Origin of the sequence: Ralstonia sp. Ralssp135, assembly GCF_047304345.1 — a bacterium.
GTDB classification, from domain to species: domain Bacteria; phylum Pseudomonadota; class Gammaproteobacteria; order Burkholderiales; family Burkholderiaceae; genus Ralstonia; species Ralstonia chuxiongensis.
In genome coordinates, this window is the sequence record NZ_JBGLYZ010000042.1 from 21,803 (window position 1) to 41,741 (window position 19,939).

The following is a 19,939-nucleotide window of genomic DNA, read 5'->3' on the forward strand; positions in this document are numbered from 1 at the left end:
GCTCCCGCGCCTACGTCGCTCATGTCATCTCATCGCCTGCAGGAGACGTCCCTCCGCTATTTTCTGGAGGTTGTGCGCAGCGGTTCATTGACGGAGGCGGCCGCGCGCCTGCACGTCAGCGCGTCCGCCATCAGCCGGCAAGTGGCGATGCTTGAAGAGCTGCTGGGCGTGCCGCTGTTCGAGCGGCAACCGCGCGGCATGCGGCCCAGCGCAGCAGGCGAGCTGCTTGCCGCGCACGCGCTGCGCGGGGCGCTGGAGGCTGAACGCGTGGTCTCGGATATCCAAGGCCTGCAAGGGCTGCAGCGCGGGCGCGTGCGCATTGCGTGCTCCGATGGGTTTGCGATTGAGTTTGTTCCACGCGCCATCGTGGCGTTTCGCGAGCGGCATCCGGGCATTCAGTTCGACTTGCGCGCCGAAGAGCCCATGCGCGTGACCGAGGCGGTCCTGCGTGGCGACGTTGACATTGGCTTGACGTACAGCCGTGCCGCCGTGCAGGGCATTCGCGTGGCGTATCAGCAGCGTGGTTCGGTGTTTGCCATCATGCGGCCCGACCACCCGCTGGCGAAGTTCAACAGCGTGACGCTTGCGCAGATGCACCCATTTCCGATTGCGCTCTCCGGGCCCGACAACACAGTGCGGCAGTTATTTGACATGGGTTGCAGTCAACGCGGCCTCGTGTTCGAGCCGGTGCTGGTCAGCAACCGCTTCGATGGGCTGTTGAGTTTCGTGCTGCACGGCGGCGGCTTGGGCATCGCGGGGGAAATCACGGTGCGCGAGCGCGTACAGCGCGGTGAGCTGCATGCCGCCGAGATTCGCGAGCGCGGCATGCGTGGGCGAACAGTGGAACTGCAGACCCTGGCGGGCCGAACCTTGCCCGAGGTGGTGCGGGTTTTTCTGGATTTCTTGCGCGAAGCGCTGCCGGAGCAGCGCCCGCACTAACCTGCACTAACCCGCGCTATCGGAACGCGGGCTCGTCAAAGCTGCGCAGCTTGCGCGAGTGCAGCGCTTCAACGCCGCTTTCGCGCAACAGGCGCACGGCCTCCATGCCGATGTCCAAGTGCTGGCTCACGCGCTGGCGATAGAACAGGTTGGCCATGCCGCGCAGCTTCAGCTCGCCGTGCAGCGGTTTATCCGACACGCAGAGCAGGGTGCCGTAGGGCACGCGCAGACGGAAGCCGTTGGCGGCAATGGTCGCGCTTTCCATGTCGATGGCAATCGCGCGCGACTGGTTGAAGCGGCTGTACAGCGCCTGGTACTTCAGCTCCCAGTTGCGGTCGTCGGTGGAGACCACCGTGCCGGTGCGCATGCGCGATTTCATATCGGCGCCGGACAGCCCCGTGATGCGCGCCACAGCCTCCTGCAGCGCCACCTGAATCTCGGCGATGGGCGGCACGGGCACCCAGGGCGGCAGGTCCTGGTCGAGCACATGGTCGTCGCGCACATAGGCGTGCGCGAGCACGTAGTCGCCCAACTGCTGAGAACGGCGCAGGCCGCCGCAGTGGCCGATCATCATCCAGCAGTGCGGTCGCAGCACGGCCAGATGGTCGGTGATGGTCTTCGCGTTGGACGGGCCCACGCCGATGTTCACCAGGGTCACGCCCAGGCGGTCTTCGCGCACCAGGTGGTAAGCGGGCATCTGCGGGAGGCCCTTGATGCGGTGGGAGTCGTCCGGTGCGGGCGTGCCAAGTTCGTGTTCGGTGTCGCCGGGCTCGACAAAGCGGATGTAGCCCTCGTCGTTGCCGTCTTCCATCAGCTTGCGGCCGAGGGCAGCAAACTCATCGACGTAGCGCTGGTAGTTGGTGAACAGCACGAAGCGCTGGAAGTGCTTCGGGTGCGTGGCGGTGTAGTGGTACAGGCGCTGCAGGGCGAGGTCGACCCGCTCTGCGGTGAACATCGACAGCGGCTGCGGTTCGTCGCCGATGGGGCGGTACGTGCCGTTGGCAATGGAGTCGTCAATCTGTGCGAGGTCGGGCAGCGTAAACGCACCGCCCAACGCGCGCGCCTGCTCGGGCGTGATATCCACGGTGGACGCTTCCACCACGAACGGCAGCGGGATCGGCCGGTTGCTCACGCCCACCACGACGGGGCTGTTGTGATAGTGCAGCAGCCGTTCGATCTGCACGCGGTAGTAATCACGGAAGAGGTCCGGCCGCGTGAGCGTCGTGCCGTACACGCCTGGATACGCCACCGTGCCCCAAGCCGGCCGCGCGTCGCTCACCAGCGTTTTCGGGTCGACGGTGATGCCGAGGTAGGGGTAGCAGGCGGAGAGGTCTTCGCTGCAATCCTCGCCACGCGCAAAGGCGTGGAAACGATCGCGGATCGCTTGCGCAGAGCGCTCGTAAATGGCGGTAATGCGCTCGACGGCGGTGTTGGCGTCGGTGCAGATCGCCAGGTCATGCGCGGGATAGAGATGGGCGGTGGCGCGGGTATCGGTCATGTGTTCGATGATACCGACGTTTTGTGAAGCCAAGATAGCGGTGCCGATCAAGTCACGGCATCTGAAACGGCACGTTCGCCCCTGCGCAAAAGCGTTGCGCGGTCGGACCGTGGCGGGGGTTGTCTGGAGGGGTTGACGGCACCCCTTTGGGCGACGCTCCAATCCCTCGCTGCATTGCGGGAAAGCGCAGGACGGCCATCGCCCCAATACCCAAAAACACGGTGCGCGGGACACCTCCGCGCTTTTCGGCAGTCCAGCGTGTGGGTGATCCCAAAGCCGCGCAAACGAATTCGTCGACAACTCGATACGTCCCTCTCAGCACGCGCGGGCCGCGCCATGCGCCGCAAAGCCGCACGGGCCTTCAGTTTTTACATTTCCTGCCGATGGGAGGGGGAGGTGATCGGGTGCGCACCACGCAGCCAATCACACGGCAACAGTGCCCGATACACTGCAAGAACAACGGACGAACAGGGAATACACGTGGACCAACCCGCTGGCGTCGTCATTCGCCGGCATCGCCATGCGCGTGGGGCGTGCCGATCATGCTGATCGCTGCACTGGCTTGCGCTGCACTCGTTTCGATCGCGCTGATTGGCCTTTCATGGCCACGCCGCGATGACGCGGAAGTCTCCGCCTTCATGCTGTTGGCGCTCGGTACCGCGCTCTGGAGCGGCGCGCGCCTCATGGAAGTCGTCAGCTTCGACATGCCCGTGCGCGTGGGCTGGGCCAAGGTCGCCTATCTCGGGATCATGATGGTGCCGGCCGCATGGCTGCGCATGGTCATTGGGCTCATCCGGCCAGAACTCAATGCATTGCTGCTGGTGCGCGTGGGTTGGCTGCTGGCGCTGCTCGTGGGCGCCGGATTCGTCGGGCTGGTCGCTACCAATGAATTGCATCACCTGGTATGGCTTGATGCGCGTTTCGTCGTCATCGACGGCATACGGGGTGCGGTGTTCGAGCACGGGCGCATGTTCTGGGTGGCCACCGCCTACAACTACGTGCTGCTGGCCATCAGCCTTGTGCTATTGGTATTGCCCATCGACGAAGTTGCCTCCGGGCTCTATGTGTCGTCGCGCACGCAGGTGCGGCTGGCGCTTGTCATCGGGCAACTGCTGCCGCTGGTCGCGCATCTTGCCTATCTGCAGCGCTGGACGACGGCGCTCGGCGGCGATCTCACACCCGCCACGTTTGCCGTCAGCACTTCATTGCTCGGCTGGATCGTCTTGCGGCCGCGCCTGCGCGATACCGCCGCTTATGCCCGCGGCAAGATCATCGAATCCATGCGTGATGGTTGCATCGTGCTCGCCCGCGATGGCTCCATCGCCAGCATCAACGCCGCCGCGCGCCACCTGTTGCCGACTGCCAAGGTGCATGCAATGCCGCCCGCCGTGCTGAACGTGGCCGGCATCCTGCGCGAGTTTGAGCGTACGCGCCTGCCTAACCGCCATCAGGTCTGGCTGCCCGACACGGGCCGCACGCTGGAAGTCACGCTCGAGGGCTTGAGCGACGCGCGCGGCCGGCATACCGGCGTTTTCCTGCTGCTGCGCGACGTGACGGTCGAGCAGTTGCAGCGTGCCGGCATGGCCAGCGCCCAGGATGCGCTGCGCGGCGAGCTGCAGCGCACGCGCGACCTGCTCAGCGTGCTGGAGAACGACGTCAACCGCGACGCGCTCACACACCTGTTCAACCGGCGCTTTTTTGAAACGCAGGCCCCGCGATTGTTCGACCACGCCCGCCGCGACAAGCGCCCTGTCACGCTGGCGCTGTTCGACATCGACTGCTTCAAGCAATACAACGACACCTACGGCCACCTGCGCGGCGACGATTGCCTGCGCATGGTGGCCGACACGCTGGGCATGGCGTGCCGGCACCCCGATGACTTCATTGCGCGCGTGGGCGGCGAAGAATTTGTCGCCATGCTGTTTGACCTGGACCGCGACGAGGCCAGGCAGGCGGTTGCGCGGGCCGTGGCTATGGTGGCCGAACGAGCCGAACCGCACGCGGCGTCTGTTGCCGCGCCGTACGTCACGCTGTCAGCCGGCGCCGTCACGCTCACGCCCGCCGACGAACACGTGGACGTGCTGTTCGAATGGGCCGACGCGGCGCTCTACGATGCCAAGCGCAGCGGGCGCAATACGTTCCGCTTTCATCAGAGTCCGCCGGGGCTGCGGAGTGTTGCGGGCGGGGAGTAGGCCGCCCGTTCGTAGGGCTACGCCATTGGCTTGTTACGCAACGGCAAGTGCATCGGAAGAATGGACACATGCGCGGGACCACCGCGCATGCGCGGCTGCCGCCAGCAGCCAATTCCATTCTTGGAGTATGCGATGCCGACAGGCCAATCCATTGCCACAGTCGTCAACCACTATCTGCGCAATGCCGAGCTGCCCGAAGCCATTTCCGCGCAGCAGACGTTCCAGCACGCCTTCGATGTCTATCTGAAGGATTCCAACGCCTACGCCAACACGTATTTCGCCCGGTATTTCGAGTGGCAGGGCGTGGTGCGCGAGCGGTGGTTTCACGAATGCATCGACGCAGACCTGCTCATGAGCGGGCGCGTGATCTTCGTGACCAAGCTCGCGCATCAGGAATTCGTTGAAGAGACATTCCCGTTTCAGCGCGTGGAATGCCACTTGAACACATTCCGGGTGCAGCCCTGCTCGTTCTACATGGTGTTCCGGTTTGTTTCGGGCGGACGGCTTGTGTCGCTGGGGTATCAGCAGGTGGTGTGCGCCAACGCCGAGCGCGTGATTCAGCGGTTGCCGCAACACGTGCGCCTGCGTGTGAAGGCGTACGAGCTGGACACCGTGCCGGAGTTGGCGCAGGTGTCCTGACGTTTTGAAGACGTGAACGTCAGATAGCAGGAGGTTGGGGAAACCGCATGGAGAACAGCGTGTATTCCCCAACCACCGATTCGCACTGGATGCGCCCGCCAAACGCCTGCATGACGCGGCGGCAGAACGTCAGCCCCACGCCTGAGCCTTTGCCGACGTGCTTGGTGGAGAAGAACGGGTCGAACATGCGGCGTTGCACGCTGGGCGGAATGCCGGTGGCGCTGTCGCGCACCACGAGCACATAGCTGTCTCCATCCTGGCGGGCCGAGATTTCGATGTGCCCCTTGCGCGCGATCTGGATGGCATGCAGCGCATTCTTCAGCAGATTGAACAGCACGTAGACGAGCAACGTATCGGAGCCCACGAAGCGCCAGTCGGCGTTGAACGGCTGTACGTGAACGCGTTCGCGCTCACCGGCCTGGAACGGATACTGCGCCACGGCCGTCTCCACGCATTCGTGCAGCGAATGGGCTGCGAAGGTGCGCCGGTCCAGGCGCTCCAGCGTGACGGAGGCCAGGGCCATCTCGATCACGCTGTGTGCGGACGCGACTTCCGATGTGATGGCTCCCGCCAGTTTTGACAGGCGATCCAGCATGGCAGGATGCTGCGGCGGCTGGCACAGGCCGTTGTCGATGGCGAGCTGATAGCCGCGGTAGACGTCTGGCCAGGCGCGGGCGATTTCGGCTGCCTGCAAGCGGATGGTGGTCAGCGGCGTGCGCACTTCGTGTGCAACGGTGGCTGCCAGTGCATAGGGGCGCATCAAGTCAAACTTGACCACGCCCACGGCGATGATGCCCAGCGCAATGGCCAGCGGCAGAACGCCCGGCGGGTAGAACGCAATGCCGTAGTTGACCGCGTAGTCGGCCGCCGCCAACGAAATCAGCCCCACGCCGAAGAGGCAAGTCAGCAGTCGTTTGCGCTTCTCAGCCGTGGCATGCCGCTGCTCGCGGTAGAGCACCCACATGCCGCGCGTGACCAGCGCGGCTGTCTGGACGATGTGCACGGCTTCCAGCGCGCCCGCCCTCGGATAGAACCCGAAGTGGAACTGATACACGCCGTCGATGACGAGGTTGGTGGTCAGCAGCAACGCGATCAGCACCGCGTCCAATGCATAGGCAGCCATGAGCCAGCGCCGCTCACCCGGGGCCTCGGCCACCTCCACGGCAAAGTGGTAGAGCATGGTCGGCATGACGAGGATGGCGATCCAGCCAAGTTTGGCGAGCACCTGGGCCGTGCCAACGTCTTGGGTCTGGAACAGAAACGCCCAGATGCCTTGCCATAGGCACGTGAGCGTTGTCATGCCGAGAAACGCTAGGCTCGCGCGCGTGCGGCCGCGCGTGGTCACGACGTAGACGCCGTAGAACAGGAAGAGCGACGAGACGAAGGCGGGGAACAGGGCGTACATGGAAATCGGAAGTCGGCGCAGTGGCCGTGCGCCAAGGCCGACCGGAGTCGACGGTAACCCGGAAGGCTACCGGCAACGCCGCGTTCGTACACGTGTTCCGATATCACATTTTTTTCATTCTGGATTAAGCGAAACCCTGAAAACGGCGCCGTATCGCGGCACCCCTCCGACGGGTGTGACAAAAAGGATGAGAGGGATGCAGGCGCCCAAGCCGCTCACATGGCTCAGGTGGCCTCGAGCAGCATCGCGTCGATGGCAAATGAATGGTCGGGTGCCACGGCAAAGTACGTGCGTGCTTCGTCGGCTGCACGGTCGAACAGATCGCGGATGGCATCTGCGCGCACCTGCGGCGTGCGAATGCGGGCGATCCAGCTGTCGAAAGCCATCGTCAGTTTCCACGTGCGCGGCGTGCCCGGCGAGAAGCCCGCTTCGGCCAGCATGGACAGCCATTCGGAGACACGGTAGTCGCGCACGTGCGAAGCGTCACGCAGCACCTCCGCGGTCTGCAGCAGCGTGTCGAGCAGCGGCACCTCCGGCGCGACGATATCCACGATGACGAGCTTGCCGCCGGGTTTGAGCACACGGCGTGCTTCAGCCAGGCCTTTGCGAACGTCGTACCAGTGGTGGGCAGAAAACCGCGTGGCAACGATGTCGAACGCGGCATCGTCAAAGGGCAGGCTCTCTGCGCGGCCAGCTTGCGTGTGCAACTGCGCAAGGCCGCGGCGCGCCGCTTCGGCGGCCACCACGTTCAACATGTCTTCTGACAGGTCGTACGCCACCATGGCCCCCACGTGCGGCGACATCGCAAAGCTTACGTGTCCGCCGCCGCAGCCAAGATCGAGCACCTTGGCGTGCGGCGCTGATTGCGCCAGCGTGGCCAGCGCGTCCAGATCGGCGCCCTGCGCGTGCACTGCGCTGGTCAGGTAGGCCTGGGCGACCTGGCCGAATTGCTGGTCGACGAGTCGATGCTGCTGCATGGCTGCTCCTTGCGGCTTGTGGGGATGAGGAGCGGCCAGTGTAGGAGCGCGGCCCGCGCGGCGAAATTCGTGATTCGCGAAATGGGGTATCGCGCGGGGGCGCTGCAGCAGTTGCGCGTTCAGACGAAGCGGAACAACCGCGCGGGCGTGTCGACCAGCACCTGCTTGCGGTCCGCTGCGTTGGGCAGCAGCACGCCAGCGAAGGCCCACATCTTGTCGTAGTTGATCTGCGATTCGAACTGCGTGTGCGGCCAGTCGCTGCCCCAGACGAGGCGGTCCAGGCCGAGTGCATCTTTCAGGCGCGGCATGGCGGCCTGGGCGATGGCTTCGCCGCGTTCGTTGGCGCCGTTCCGGTATGCGCCGGAAATCTTTACCCACACGCGGCGGGAGCGGCCGGCGGCAAGCAATGCGGCAAAGCCCGGGTCGTCCACACCGAGCGCGGGATCGGGGCGGCCGAAATGGTCGACCACCACGTTTACCTGCGCTTCCAGCAGAGGCTGCAGCAGCGCGGGAAGGCGGCGTGCCTCGACATGCAATTCCACATGCCAGCCGAGCGCATGCAGGCGCGCCAGCGCGGCTTGCCACACGGGCGATTTCAATTGCGGGTCTGCCGCACCGATCAGGTTCAGGCGAATGCCGACGATGCCCTCGGCGTTCATCTGCGTGAGCAAGGTCTCGGGCGCGGCCGGGTCGATCACGGCCACACCGCGCAGGCGCTGGGGCGCTTGCTTGAGCGCGGCCAGCAGGTAGCTGTTGTCGACCCCCAGGAAGCTCGGCTGGATCAGTACCCCGTGCGACACGCCATGCGCGTCGAGCTGCGCGAGGTAGGCCGACAGCGGTGCGTCATACGTGGGCGCATAGCGGCGCGCACCGGCCAGCGGCAGCCCGCGTTCGAACACATGCGCGTGCGTGTCGATGGCGGTGATGCGCGGGAGGCCCCCGCGCGAGACGTCGCTGCTGCCGGTGGCGGCGCAGCCGGCAAGGGCAGTGGAACCTAGCATGGCAAGCAACCCAGTGTTGAAGGCGCGGCGAGTGGGCATGGGGTCTCCTGGCGGCGACGGATCAAGTGCGTCGTCATGGTTTTGTGATGGGTGTTCAGACGGTGACGGCGGCGAGGTCGCGGCCCTTCGTCTCGGGCAGCATCAGCACCGCCACCGCGACGATCGAATACGCGATGGCCGCGTCGATGCCGATGGCCGTGCCGAGCGACATTGATGCGCTCATCTTGCCCACCAGCACCGGGAACGCGGCAGACACCACGCGGCCGAAGTTGTAGCAAAAGCCCACACCCGTGCCGCGCACGCCCTGCGGATACAGCTCGTTGAACAGCGCGCCCATGCTGGCCGGAATGCCCGCCGCAAAGAAGCCCAGCGGAAAGCCCAGCACCAGCATCGCGCCATCCGACAACGGCACCAGCAGATACACCAGCACCGTCACCACGCAGCAGCACGAAAACAGCAGAATGTTTCCGCGACGGCCAAGCACGTCCAGCAGCCACGCGCTGGCCACGCAGCCGCACCAGAAGGCGAAGATGATCACCGCCAGGTAGCCGCCCGTGCCGAGCACCGACAGGTGGCGCTCCGTCTTGAGATACGTCGGCAGCCACGTCATCAGCGCGTAGTAGCCCCCGTGCGCGCCCACCCCCAGCAGCCCGCCGATCAGCGTCATGCGCAGCACCTGCGGGCGGAAGATGTCGAGCAGCGGGAAGCGCGAGATCGGCATCGCATCGGCTTTCGCGCCCGGCTTGGCGGCCGGCACGGGTTCCTGTACGCCACGGCGGATGTAGATGATGAGCAGCGCCGGCAGCAACCCGGCGGCAAACATCACGCGCCAGGCGAGGTCCGGCTCGATGAAGGAATACGTGAGCGCATACAGCAGCACCGCCGCGCCCCAGCCGACGGCCCAGGCGCTCTGCACCGTGCCCATCGCCTTGCCGCGGTGGCTGGCGCGGATGCTCTCGGCCATCAGCACGGCGCCCGCCGCCCATTCACCGCCAAAGCCAAAACCTTGAATGGCCTTGAGCACCAGGAACTGCTCGAAGTTCTGCGCGAAGGCCGAGGCGAATGTGGCCAGCGAAAACCACAGCACCGTGAATTGCAGCGTGCGCACGCGGCCGAAGCGGTCGGTCAGCGCGCCGGCAATCCAGCCGCCCAGGGCCGACGCCACCAGCGTGACGCCCGACACCAGCCCGGCCTCGGTTTTGCCGATGTGCCACGCCGCAATGATCGTCGGGATGACGAGGCTGAACATCTGCACGTCCAGCGCGTCGAGCGCCCAGCCGCCAAAGCAGGCCCAGAACGTGCGCTTTTCCCCTTTTGAAATCTCTTTGAACCAGCCGAACATGCGGTCTCCTCCGGGTGACGTGAGCGACGTGTTCACCACACATTGCTCTAGTCATCTATATGAATAGAGGAATTTTAGGGCGAGCCAAGGAGCGGCGCAGTCGGTGTTAACCCGTGCGGGTGCGTAGCGTGCGGATCAGGTATGCAGCAGGGCGACCGGCAGGTGGGCGAGCACCTGGCCCAACGCCAGGCGGGGGCTGTGCAGCGTCTGGCCGTCAAAAGCGCTATGCAGCGGCGTGTGCGAAAGCGCGGCCGGCAGACAGACCGTGGTGTCCCGCCATGCGCCATCCGCAAACGTTGGTGTGGCGGCATGGCCCAGCAAGGCGGAGGCATGCAGCGGCACGATCGCGACGACCGCCTGGGCGCCATGCACACGTGCAAACGCCAGCACGTGCTGTGCGCCGCTACCGGTTACGGCCAGCGGTTGGTAGTCGCCGGATTCGAACACGGCTGGCATGGCGGCGCGCAGGGCCAGTGCACGTGCCAGTACGGCTTGCTTGATACGGCCGTCGGTCCAATGCGCGAGCAGCGACGCGAGGCTGTGCCCGGCATGCACGTGCAATGCCCGCAATGCGCGATGCCGCGCGGCGTAGTCGACGGGGCGGCGGTTGTCGGGATCAACGAGGCTGGTGTCCCAGAAATCCGCGCCCTGGTAGAGGTCGGGCACGCCAGGCAACGTGGTGCGCAGCAAGGTCTGGGCGAGGCCGTTGACGGCGGCGGCCGGCGCCATGCTTTGCACGAAAGCGGAGAGAGACGGCAGGAACGTCGCGGCCGCCTCGCCCGTCAGCAGCGTGAAGACGAAATCGCGGCTGGCGGCTTCGTAGTCCGTATCGGGCGCGAACCAGTCAGTGCGCAGCTTGGCTTCGCGCTGCGCTTTTTCCTGCCACTGCGCGACGCGCTCGGCCAGCTCGCGCACGGCATCGGCGTCATGCCAGTTGATATCCGCCGGCCAGATGCCCACCAGCGTTTGATAGAGCATCCACTGCGCGGCGGGCGAGGGGGCCGGGCCGGTGGGCAATTGGCGCACCCATGCAGCGTGTTCTGCGCGCCATTGGTGTGCGGCGGCCAGCCACTGCGTGGGACGTTCCGACAGCACGGCCAACCGCGCACGCACATCTTCGCCGCGCTTGTGGTCGTGCGTGGCGGTGGCGAGCATCGCGTGCGGCCAGGTGTGGGCGCGCGATTGCATGGCGTGATGGAACGCGTTGGCGCTCATGGAAAACGCACCCGGATCCGCGCCGACCTCGTTGCGCGACAGCAGCCGGCCGTAGCGGTAGCACGCCGTGTCTTCCACTGCCTTGGCCGCCACCGGCGACGACAACTGCTGGCACCGGCGCAATGCCAGTTGGCGCTGCTTGTCTTGCCCGGCAGGTTGGCCGCCAAGCCATGCATCCAGCCAACCGAGCACAGGTTGGTCAACGCGCCGCAGGCAGGTCGCCGCGCCGGACATGGCGGTTTGCAAGATGGCCGAATCCTGCGCATCGCGTTGTTGCGCATTCGCATAGGTGCGATACACCGGAAAGTGGACGATCACCTCGGCCAGCGAGCGGCGGATGGCGTGCCACGTCACGTCGTGGCTGCTGCGGTCTTGTTGTGCCACCGCGTGCAGCGCCGACGTGGCTGCATCGAGTTCCGCAGCAAAATGCGCATGCAGGATCTGGCGTCGTGCGGGTACTGCCGTTGCCGAGAACGGCGCCTCAGCCACCGGTGCGCCAATCCACTCAAGCCAGCCCTGGGTGAGGGCGGTCTCGCCGTGCGCATCGTGCAACAGCGCACCCACCTGGTTCATGAAATCGTAGCCACTGGTGCCGTCGACGCCCCAGTCGGTGCGCATGGCTTCATCGCCGGCGAGGATCTTTTCGACGACGATCCACGGGTGGCTCGTGAGCCGGTCGGCGGGGCGAGCGGCGTGTTCGGCTTGCAGGCGGCGGCGTAGCTGGCGGCAATAGGCGGCCGGGTCGGCCAGGCCATCAACGTGGTCGATGCGCACGCCGTCAATCCAACCCAGGCGATAGAGCCGGAACAGCAGCGCATGCGTGGCCTCAAACACCTCGGCGCGCTCCATGCGCAGGCCAGCCAGCGAGCCGATATCGAAGAAGCGGCGCCAGTTGATCTCATCGTTGGCGGTGCGCCAGTGGGCAAGGCGCCAATGCTGTCGGGCCATCAACACATCAAGCTGATCGGGCTGCGCGTTGAGCATGCGCACGGCTTCGGCGATGTGCGCGGCGCCCGCTTGCGTGGTGGCGAGGTTGCGAAGCGCGTCGCGTGCTTCGTCTGCACGTTCGCGGCGTGTGCGCAGTGAGCGGATCGTACCGAGCGCGGCAAAACGGTCGGCTACCGCGTGGGTGGCGGTGTCTGCGTTGCCGGTGCGAAGCAGTGCGGCATAGTCGGCCAGCGCGATCGGAAAACGGTGGTCGTAATACGCCATCGCCAGCCGCGCGGCCGTGTCGTCGTAGGTCAGCTGCAGTCGGCCGCCGGCCAGCGCGTCAGCGTAGTTTTCGCCCAGGAAGGGCGCGAGCACCTTGTTGCGCAGCGCCGGGTTGGGCGGCTGCCAGTCGATATCGAAGAAGTTGGCGTAGGCGCTGTCGGGGCCGGATTCGAGCACGTCCAGCCACCACCCGTTGTGTGCGCCGCCCACGCCCATGTGGTTCGGCACGATATCGACGATGAGCCCCATGCCGCGCGCATGCAGCGCATCCACCAACTGTTCGAGCGCGCGTTCGCCGCCCAGCTCGGGGTTCACGTGTGTGGGGTCAACAACGTCATAGCCATGGGTGGAGCCTGGCTGCGCCGTGGTGATCGGGGACGTGTACAGATGCGAGATGCCGAGTGCGGCGAAGTCATCCACCAACGCGCGCGCATGGTCGAACGTAAAGTCGCGGTGCAATTGCAGCCGCACCGTAGCGCGCGGTACACGCTGGAGGGCGACGGGTGTGAGGGGTGTGGTCGATTCGCTCATGGCGTGCTGATGCGCGCGTTGGCTAGTGCGGACAGACGCGCCTGCACCGTGGGCGCGTCGAGCAGCACGCCGGACGGCCCTGGCAGGCGACGCCGCCAGTTCGGGTGGGTGTCGATGGTGCTTGGCAGGTTCGGCTGCTCGACGAGGCCGAGCAGGTCTTCCAGCGGGACCAGCGCCAGCGGCGTGTTGGCCGCGCCCGTAAACACGGTAGCTGCCGTGGCAAAGTCCTGCGCGCTGGCTTGCAGGATCACTTCGGCTTGCGCCGCAGTGGCCATGCGCGCCTGTTCCAATGCCGCCAGCAAGGGCGCCACGCCGATCATCGGCACACCGCCGTCGGCCAGCACCAGGCGGTTGTGCTCGGCAAAGGCGGCGACGAGCGCGGCGCGATCGTCCATGCGGCGCGCATGCGCCTCGCTCTCGCTCATGCCGGCGGGCAACAGGCCGAGTTGCGCTTGCCAGCGCAGATCGTTGCCGATCCACCAGCTGACAAGCGTGGGCAGATCGTGCGTGCTCGTCATCGCGACGGACGCCGGCGCCCACGTGCGCGGGGCCTTAAAGGGCGCATCGTCGCGCGTGTATTCGCGTTCAAACCAGAGGATGCGCATGCCCAGCAGGCCGTCGTCGGCGAGCTTGTCCCGCAGGCCCGGCGGCACGGTGCCAAGGTCCTCGCCAATGACGATGCAGCGGTTGCGCCACGATTCCAGCGCCACCAGCCGCAGCAGATCCTGCATTGGGTAGCGCAGGTACACGCCGTCCAGCGGTCGTGCGCCATCTGGGATCACCCAAAGCCGCATCAGCCCGAGTACGTGGTCGATGCGTACCCCGCCGGGCACGGCCATCACCGCGCGCAGCATCTCGATAAAGGCGGAGAAGCCTTGCGTGCGCATGGCGCGGGGGCTGAAGGTGGTCAGGCCCCAGCCTTGGCCCTGCGCGTTGAACACGTCGGGTGGCGCCCCCACCGTCACGCCGATCAGCAAGTCGCGCTGCCGCGCCCACGCATGGCTGCCCGCGCTGTCGGTGCCCACAGCCAGATCGGCGATGAGGCCGATGGCCATGCCGGCGTTTTCCGCGGTGCGCTGCGCGAGGGCCCACTGGCGTGCCGCAGCCCATTGCAGGAAGAGGTGGAAATTCACCGCATCTTCGTGCTCGCGAGCGAAAGCCTGCACGCCCAGGTAGCTCGGATGTTGATACTGCTCGGGCCACTGCTTCCAATGCGCGGGCCCAAGGTGCGCATTCAGCGCTTCAAAGTGCGCGTGATCCCGCAGGCTGGTGCCGCCATCAATGCAGTACGCGCGAAAATCGTCCAGCAGCATCTGGGCGACGGTGTCTCCAAGCGGCGCCTGCAGCAGACGGCGATGCAACGCGCGCAGCACCGTCATGCGTGCGTTGCCGCTGCCCGGCCAGTCGATGAGCTGTGCGGCTTCAAGACGGGCGTAGTCGGCGACAAGATCGCAGTCGACCACGGCTTGCCGAACGGCTTCGTCCCCAAAGAGCGCGGCGGGGTCGATCATCCATGCGTTCAGGAACAGGCGGCTTGATGGCGAGTACGGCGAATAGCGACGCGCGTCGGCCGTGAACATGGCATGCACGGGGCTGAGCGCCAATGCATCCGCACCGCGCTGCGCGAGGTGCCGCGCCAGCGTGCCCGCGGCGGTGTAGTCGCCAAGGCCCGCGCTGCTGGCTGCGCGGTCGGCATCGCATCGCAAGCCGTAGAGCTGGGCGGACGCGCCCCACAGGCGGGTGTCGGCCGGGCGATCGCGCTGGCGCAGGGCATCGGCCACGCCATAGCAACGCGCAGGCGCAATGGCGAGCGTGGCTTCGATCACGGTGCCCGGCCCCGCGTCGATGATCAGGCGGTGGTAGCCCACGGTCTGCACCGGCGCCAGGCGCAGCGTTGCATGGCGCTCGCTTGCGCTGACGCTGATCTTGCCCTCGGTGCTGCCGTCGGATTCAAAGTCGACGCGATAGATTTGCCCGCCCAGCAATGCAGCTTGCGGTGCCGAAGTCTGCAGCACGATCGGCTGCCCGGCCACGCCGGTCACAAGCGGCGGTATGGCGACCGCTTCGGCTTCTGCGCGCAGGCGCGCCTGGCTTTCTGACACCTGAGCGGGCGTGCCGGCCGGCAGACCCAGTGTGAAGAGCACCGCGCGCAGCACTTCGTCGGCCACACGCATGGGGCGGCTGGCGGCGTCTTCCCAGTCGACCAGTAGCCCGGCATCGGTGGCCAGTTGCTGGAGTGGCGTGCGCTGCGTGCCTGAGGAGTAGGTCGTGCGGTCCATGGTGCGTTGGTACGTTGCGGTTGTCGTCAGGCGGGCGACGGCGTGTGCAGCAATGCCACACACGCGCGCTCCGGCAGGCGATGCGCGATGAGCGCTGCGGCCGCACCTTCACGCGATTCGTGCAGCAGATCGGCAGGGCTGCCCGCCAGGACCGTGGGCACCGCCACGGGTTGATCGGCCAGATTGAGCATCAGCGTGAGCACGCTGCCATCGCCCATGCGCCAGCGGGCAATGGCGCCGGCGTGGCCCAGCGCGACCGCATCAAGTGCGCGCGCATTGGGCAGGCGAGGGACGATGTGCGAATGGCGCAGCGCCAGCAGGTGGTGCGTGCGGTTTAGCGTGTTGAGCGGCCCGGGTTCGGTCAGGTTTGCCTCGCCGGGGCAGGAGGCGAGGTAGGTGCGCTCGTCATTCGGGTCGGGAATGCGCTCGCGCTGGTGCGGATCGGCAAACGCCTCGAACTTGGCAAACTCGCGGCGCCGGCCTTCCCGCACGGCTTCGGCCAGCATGCCGTGGTGGCTGGTGAAGTACTGGAACGGGCACGTGCTGCCCCATTCTTCACCCATGAAGAGCATTGGAATCTGCGGGCTCAGCAGCAACAGCACTTGCGCGGCGTGCAACGCATCAGGATGCGCAAGCTGCGTCAGTCGTTCGCCAAAGGCGCGGTTGCCGATCTGATCGTGGTTTTGCAGGAACAGCACGAATGCGGTGGGCGGCAGGTGCGCGCTCGGTTCGCCGCGCGGTGCGTTTTCATGGATGGGCGACGGCTCGCCCTGGTAGCAGAAACCGTCTTGCAGCACGCGCGCCAGGCGCTGCGCGGGCGTATCGGCGTAGGCCGCGTAATACGCTTCGCGCTCGCCGGTCAGCAGCACGTGCAGGACGTTGTGGCCGTCGTCGTTCCACTGAGCTTCGAAGTCGCCATGGGTGTCGCCATCGCGCAGCAGCGATGCCGCGTTGTGCTCGTTCTCCAGCACGAGGTGCACATGCCTGTCGGGTTCGACCGACAGCCGCACGCGAGCGGCGAGTTCGCCCAGCCAGTCGCGCTCGGTGATGGCGTGCACGGCGTCGAGCCGCAGACCATCAAAGCGGTATTCCATCAGCCACATCAACGCGTTCTGGATGAAGAACTCACGCACCTGCGGCATGCGGAAATCGATCGCCGCGCCCCAGGGCGTATGCACATCGTCGCGGAAGAAGCCGCGCGCGTAGTGTTGCAGGTAATTGCCGTCGGGCCCGAAGTGGTTGTAGACGACGTCGAGAAACACCATCATGCCCAGCCCGTGTGCGGTGTCGATCAACGCCTTGAGATCGTCCGGCGTGCCATAACTGGCGTCGGGCGCAAAGGGCAGGACGCCGTCGTAGCCCCAGTTGCGCGCGCCCGGAAACTCCGCCACCGGCATCAGCTCGACGGCCGTGATGCCCAGCCGTGCCAGTTCGGGCAGCCGCCCGCGCACACCCTTGAAGCCGCCCAGCGTGCCGACGTGCAGTTCGTATAGCACCGTCTCGTGCCAGGGCCGCCCCTGCCAGTTGGCGTGCTGCCAGCGGTAGCGCTGCGGATCGACGACGAGGCTCGGGCCGGGGATGTCCTGCCACTGTGCGCGAGCGGCCGGGTCGGGCACGGACAGCGTCACGCCGTCCCGATTGGCGATGCGGTACCGATAGCACGTGCCGGCACCCACGGGGGCCACCGCTGCGTACCAGCCATCGGGCTCGGCATCCATGCGGATGGCCTCGTCGCCCCGCGCGTCGTCGATCTCGACCCACGCGGCGGTCGCGTCAGGTGCCCACAGGCGGAAGCGGGTGTTGCCGTCGGGCAGGACCGTGGCGCCGAATGGCATGTCGTGCGCGAACCGGGGGGCGGGTGCCGTCATCGCGTGGCGTCTCCATTGTCATCGCTGGCTGCGTGGCCGGCGGTTGGGGCGGTGCGTTCGTCGTCGGTGATGGGTTGTTCGGGCCTGTCGTTCTGCGGCGCGTTCTGCGGTGCGCTGTGCGTTTCGGGAACGTGCCCGAGGGTTTCACCACTGACGTCTGCATCAGGCTGCCCGGCAATGTGGGCGATCGTGGCGAGCTGCGTGGCGAGCAGCAGCACGACGCTGCGTCCCGCCACTTTCAGGGTGCCACTGCCGTGTGGGCGGGCCTCCTGCTCTGGCGCTGCGCTATCGATGGCGATTTGCCAATCCATGGCCGGCTCGGCCAGCGTGAAGGTCAGGTCCGTTGCGGCGCCGTTGATGAGCAGCAGCGCCACATGCGGGCGCGCTTCCCCGTCGATGGTCTCGACGCATGCGCGGCGTAGCGCCAACGCACGTGCCTCGCCGTCGTTCCACGCGTCGGGTGAGAGCACCTGGCCGCGCTCATCAAACCAGGCGATGTCCTGCACGCCGGGCAGGATCTCGGTGTTGCCGTGCACGTAATGCGGCCAGCGCAGCGCCGGGCTTTCCTTGCGAAGTGCGATCAGCCGTGCCGTATAGCGCGCGAGCGCCTGCCCCGGGTCTTTCTCCAGCAACGACCAATCGAGCCATGAGAGCGCGTTGTCTTGGCAGTAGGCATTGTTGTTGCCGTCTTGCGTGCGGCCGAACTCGTCGCCCGCCAGCAGCATCGGCGTGCCGTTGGAGAAAAACACCGTGGCCAGCAGCGCGCGTGTCACGCGTTCACGCAGGGCCAGGATGGCGGTGTCCTCGGTTGGTCCTTCCGTGCCCCAATTGGCGCTGCAATTGTCGTTGTGGCCGTCGCGGTTGTCTTCGCCGTTGGCATCGTTGTGCTTGTCGGCGTAGCTCACGAGGTCGTGCAGCGTGAAGCCGTCGTGCGAGGCCACGTAGTTGACCGATGCCCATGGCCGGCGATGGCGGCGGTCGAAGAGGTCGCCACTGCCGGTCAGGCGCGCGGCAAGGTCCGGGCGCTGACCGGAATCGCCACGCCAGAAGCGGCGGATGCCATCGCGAAATCGATCGTTCCACTCGGCAAAGCCGGGCGGGTGGTTGCCGACCTGATACCCATCGGGGCCCACGTCCCAGGGCTCAGCGATGAGCTTGACGGTGGAGAGCACCGGGTCCTGGCGTATGGCATCGAAGAAGCCGGAGCCTGGATCGAAGCCGTTGCCCTCGCGCCCGAGCGTAACGCCCAGGTCAAAGCGGAAACCATCCACATGGAAGGCGTTGACCCAGTAGCGCAGCGAGTCCATCACCATCTGCAGCACGCGCGGGTGCGACAGGTTGAGCGTGTTACCGCAGCCCGTGTCGTTGATGTAATAACGCTCCTGGCCCGGCACGAGGCGGTAATAGCTCGCGTTGTCCAACCCGCGGAACGACAGCGTCGGCCCCAGTTCGCTGCCTTCACACGTGTGGTTGTAGACCACATCGAGCAACACTTCGATGCCCGCCGCATGCAGCCGCCGGATTGCCACCTTCAGCTCATGCAGCGATGGCGCCGACAGGTACGACGGCTCCGGCGCAAAGAAGCACAGCGTGTTGTAGCCCCAGTAATTGCGCAGGCCGCGCTCTACCAGGAACTGGTCTTGCAGGAAGGCGTGAATGGGCAGCAGTTCGATGGCGGTGATGCCCAGCCGCTGCAGGCGCTCGATGAAGACGCTGTCGCCGAGCGCGCTGAACGTGCCACGCTCAGGGGGCAGCAGGTCTTGGCGAAGCATCGAGAACCCGCGCACGTGTCCTTCATAGATGACCGTGCGCGACCACGGCGTGTTCGGGCGAACATCGTTGCCCCAGTTGAACGACTCGTCGGTGACAACGGCCTTGGGCATGGCGGGGGCGCTGTCGCGGCGGTCGAATGAAAGGTCGCCACGGTTGGAGTTCAGCCGATAGCCGAACAGTGCATCGGACCAGCGCAGCGCGCCCACCAGCCGGCGGGCGTAGGGGTCGAGCAGCAGCTTGTGGGGGTTGAAGCGATGGCCATGCTGCGGCTCCCACGGGCCGTAGGCGCGGTAGCCGTAGACAAGGCCGGCTTCCACGCCGGGCAGGTAGCCGTGCCAGACCTCATCGGTGCATTCGGGCAGGGCGAAACGGGTCAGTTCCTTGCGGCCGGTTGGATCAAAGATGCAGAGTTCGATCTTGCTGGCGTTGGCGGAGAAGACAGCGAAGTTGATGCCTAGGCCGTCCCATTGGGCGCCAAGGGGGAAGGGTTTGCCGGGGGCAAGGGAGCTTGGGAGACGGAGCATTGGTTGAGGCGTTTTGCGTCTTTTTGCCTTGGTGGTTCATCCCTGTTTCGTACCCTGCCGGGCACGACTTACTTTTCTTTGTCTTGCCAAAGAAAAGTAAGCAAAAGAAAGGCGCGCCCGAGATGGCGACCAATCCCTTGAATTTTTGTAACCGGGCGGAGACGGGGAAAACTCGCTTCGCTCAGACAGTTCCCCGTCCTGTTTCCGCCCGCTTACAAAAATTCAAGGCGCCATCTAGGGCAGGAGAAGCAAACAGTCGATTGCCAACGTTGCACGTCCTGTTGTTCTCCAGCCAGTTCGCCCAGTACCGCTCTGATTTCGTCGCGTACCTAAGTGCTCCGTTGGTTTGGCCGTTCCCAGCCCTAGATGGCGCCTTGAATTTCTGTTGCAGGGAGGAAAAAGGAAGGGAAACTGTCTGAGCGCAGCGAGTTTTTCCCTTCCCCTCCCTGCGACATAAATTCAAGGAGTCTTTCGCCATCTCGGGCGCGCCTTTCTTTTGCTTACTTTTCTTTGGCAAGACAAAGAAAAGTGAGTCGTGCCCGGC

General features: G+C 65.9%; 12 protein-coding genes. 3 read left to right on the forward strand and 9 right to left on the reverse strand.

The features are described 5' to 3' along the window. Window positions 1-21 precede the first annotated feature (21 nt). The gene (locus tag ACCD03_RS21850; RefSeq protein WP_325653216.1) at window positions 22-939 is read left to right on the forward strand and encodes a LysR family transcriptional regulator; all 918 of its coding nucleotides are present in this window, start codon (window positions 22-24) and stop codon (window positions 937-939) included. A gap of 16 nt (window positions 940-955) precedes the next feature. Here ACCD03_RS21850 and ACCD03_RS21855 read toward each other — a convergent pair whose 3' ends face one another. Then, window positions 956-2,437, reverse strand: a complete 1,482-nt coding sequence (locus ACCD03_RS21855; RefSeq protein ID WP_092975103.1) for an AMP nucleosidase — start codon at window positions 2,435-2,437, stop codon at window positions 956-958. Window positions 2,438-2,979: 542 nt separating this feature from the next. On the opposite strand from ACCD03_RS21855, the gene ACCD03_RS21860 reads away from it, so the two are divergent. Both ACCD03_RS21860 and ACCD03_RS21865 read left to right on the forward strand, forming a co-directional pair. After that, a complete protein-coding gene (locus ACCD03_RS21860; RefSeq protein ID WP_413412879.1) occupies window positions 2,980-4,629 on the forward strand; it encodes a diguanylate cyclase domain-containing protein in 1,650 nt (549 codons plus the stop codon). 132 nt (window positions 4,630-4,761) lie between these two features. Continuing rightward, window positions 4,762-5,268 carry an acyl-CoA thioesterase gene (locus ACCD03_RS21865; protein ID WP_253535367.1) on the forward strand — a complete coding sequence of 169 codons (507 nt, stop codon included), beginning with the start codon at window positions 4,762-4,764 and terminating at the stop codon, window positions 5,266-5,268. A gap of 19 nt (window positions 5,269-5,287) precedes the next feature. On the opposite strand, the gene ACCD03_RS21870 is transcribed toward ACCD03_RS21865, so the two are convergent. The 8 genes from ACCD03_RS21870 to glgX all read right to left on the reverse strand — a co-directional run bounded on the left by ACCD03_RS21870 (window position 5,288) and on the right by glgX (window position 19,395). Next, window positions 5,288-6,673 (reverse strand): ATP-binding protein, encoded by a 1,386-nt coding sequence (locus ACCD03_RS21870; RefSeq protein WP_325653210.1) that lies wholly within the window; start codon window positions 6,671-6,673, stop codon window positions 5,288-5,290. Window positions 6,674-6,897: 224 nt separating this feature from the next. After that, window positions 6,898-7,650: a class I SAM-dependent methyltransferase gene (locus ACCD03_RS21875; protein WP_413412880.1), complete on the reverse strand. Its 753-nt coding sequence runs from the start codon at window positions 7,648-7,650 to the stop codon at window positions 6,898-6,900. A gap of 119 nt (window positions 7,651-7,769) precedes the next feature. Further along, the gene (locus ACCD03_RS21880; RefSeq protein WP_413412881.1) at window positions 7,770-8,690 is read right to left on the reverse strand and encodes an amidohydrolase family protein; all 921 of its coding nucleotides are present in this window, start codon (window positions 8,688-8,690) and stop codon (window positions 7,770-7,772) included. Window positions 8,691-8,745: 55 nt separating this feature from the next. Next, a complete protein-coding gene (locus tag ACCD03_RS21885) occupies window positions 8,746-9,993 on the reverse strand; it encodes an MFS transporter (RefSeq protein ID WP_413412882.1) in 1,248 nt (415 codons plus the stop codon). 135 nt (window positions 9,994-10,128) lie between these two features. Next, a complete protein-coding gene (gene treY, locus ACCD03_RS21890; protein WP_413412883.1) occupies window positions 10,129-12,951 on the reverse strand; it encodes a malto-oligosyltrehalose synthase in 2,823 nt (940 codons plus the stop codon). Then, on the reverse strand, window positions 12,948-15,230 hold the full coding sequence (malQ, locus tag ACCD03_RS21895; RefSeq protein WP_413412884.1) for a 4-alpha-glucanotransferase: 2,283 nt from the start codon (window positions 15,228-15,230) through the stop codon (window positions 12,948-12,950). Before malQ ends, treY begins: the two co-directional genes overlap by 4 nt. Window positions 15,231-15,256: 26 nt before the next feature. Further along, window positions 15,257-17,098, reverse strand: coding sequence for a malto-oligosyltrehalose trehalohydrolase (gene treZ, locus ACCD03_RS21900; protein WP_413412885.1), 1,842 nt, complete (start codon window positions 17,096-17,098; stop codon window positions 15,257-15,259). Next, complete coding sequence (gene glgX / locus ACCD03_RS21905) at window positions 17,095-19,395, reverse strand: glycogen debranching protein GlgX (RefSeq protein ID WP_413412886.1); 2,301 nt, start codon at window positions 19,393-19,395, stop codon at window positions 17,095-17,097. The genes treZ and glgX overlap by 4 nt, the downstream gene beginning before the upstream one ends. Window positions 19,396-19,939: the final 544 nt, after the last annotated feature.

Excerpts from the sequence above, each read along its gene's own strand:
- glgX (WP_413412886.1), bottom strand. The coding sequence starts at position 19,395 with ATGCTCCGTCTCCCAAGCTCCCTTGCCCCCGGCAAACCCTTCCCCCTT.
- ACCD03_RS21865 (WP_253535367.1), top strand. The coding sequence starts at position 4,762 with ATGCCGACAGGCCAATCCATTGCCACAGTCGTCAACCACTATCTGCGC.
- malQ (WP_413412884.1), bottom strand. The coding sequence starts at position 15,230 with ATGGACCGCACGACCTACTCCTCAGGCACGCAGCGCACGCCACTCCAG.
- treY (WP_413412883.1), bottom strand. The coding sequence starts at position 12,951 with ATGAGCGAATCGACCACACCCCTCACACCCGTCGCCCTCCAGCGTGTA.
- ACCD03_RS21860 (WP_413412879.1), top strand. The coding sequence starts at position 2,980 with ATGCTGATCGCTGCACTGGCTTGCGCTGCACTCGTTTCGATCGCGCTG.
- ACCD03_RS21875 (WP_413412880.1), bottom strand. The coding sequence starts at position 7,650 with ATGCAGCAGCATCGACTCGTCGACCAGCAATTCGGCCAGGTCGCCCAG.
- treZ (WP_413412885.1), bottom strand. The coding sequence starts at position 17,098 with ATGACGGCACCCGCCCCCCGGTTCGCGCACGACATGCCATTCGGCGCC.
- ACCD03_RS21885 (WP_413412882.1), bottom strand. The coding sequence starts at position 9,993 with ATGTTCGGCTGGTTCAAAGAGATTTCAAAAGGGGAAAAGCGCACGTTC.
- ACCD03_RS21880 (WP_413412881.1), bottom strand. The coding sequence starts at position 8,690 with ATGCCCACTCGCCGCGCCTTCAACACTGGGTTGCTTGCCATGCTAGGT.
- ACCD03_RS21850 (WP_325653216.1), top strand. The coding sequence starts at position 22 with ATGTCATCTCATCGCCTGCAGGAGACGTCCCTCCGCTATTTTCTGGAG.
- ACCD03_RS21855 (WP_092975103.1), bottom strand. The coding sequence starts at position 2,437 with ATGACCGATACCCGCGCCACCGCCCATCTCTATCCCGCGCATGACCTG.
- ACCD03_RS21870 (WP_325653210.1), bottom strand. The coding sequence starts at position 6,673 with ATGTACGCCCTGTTCCCCGCCTTCGTCTCGTCGCTCTTCCTGTTCTAC.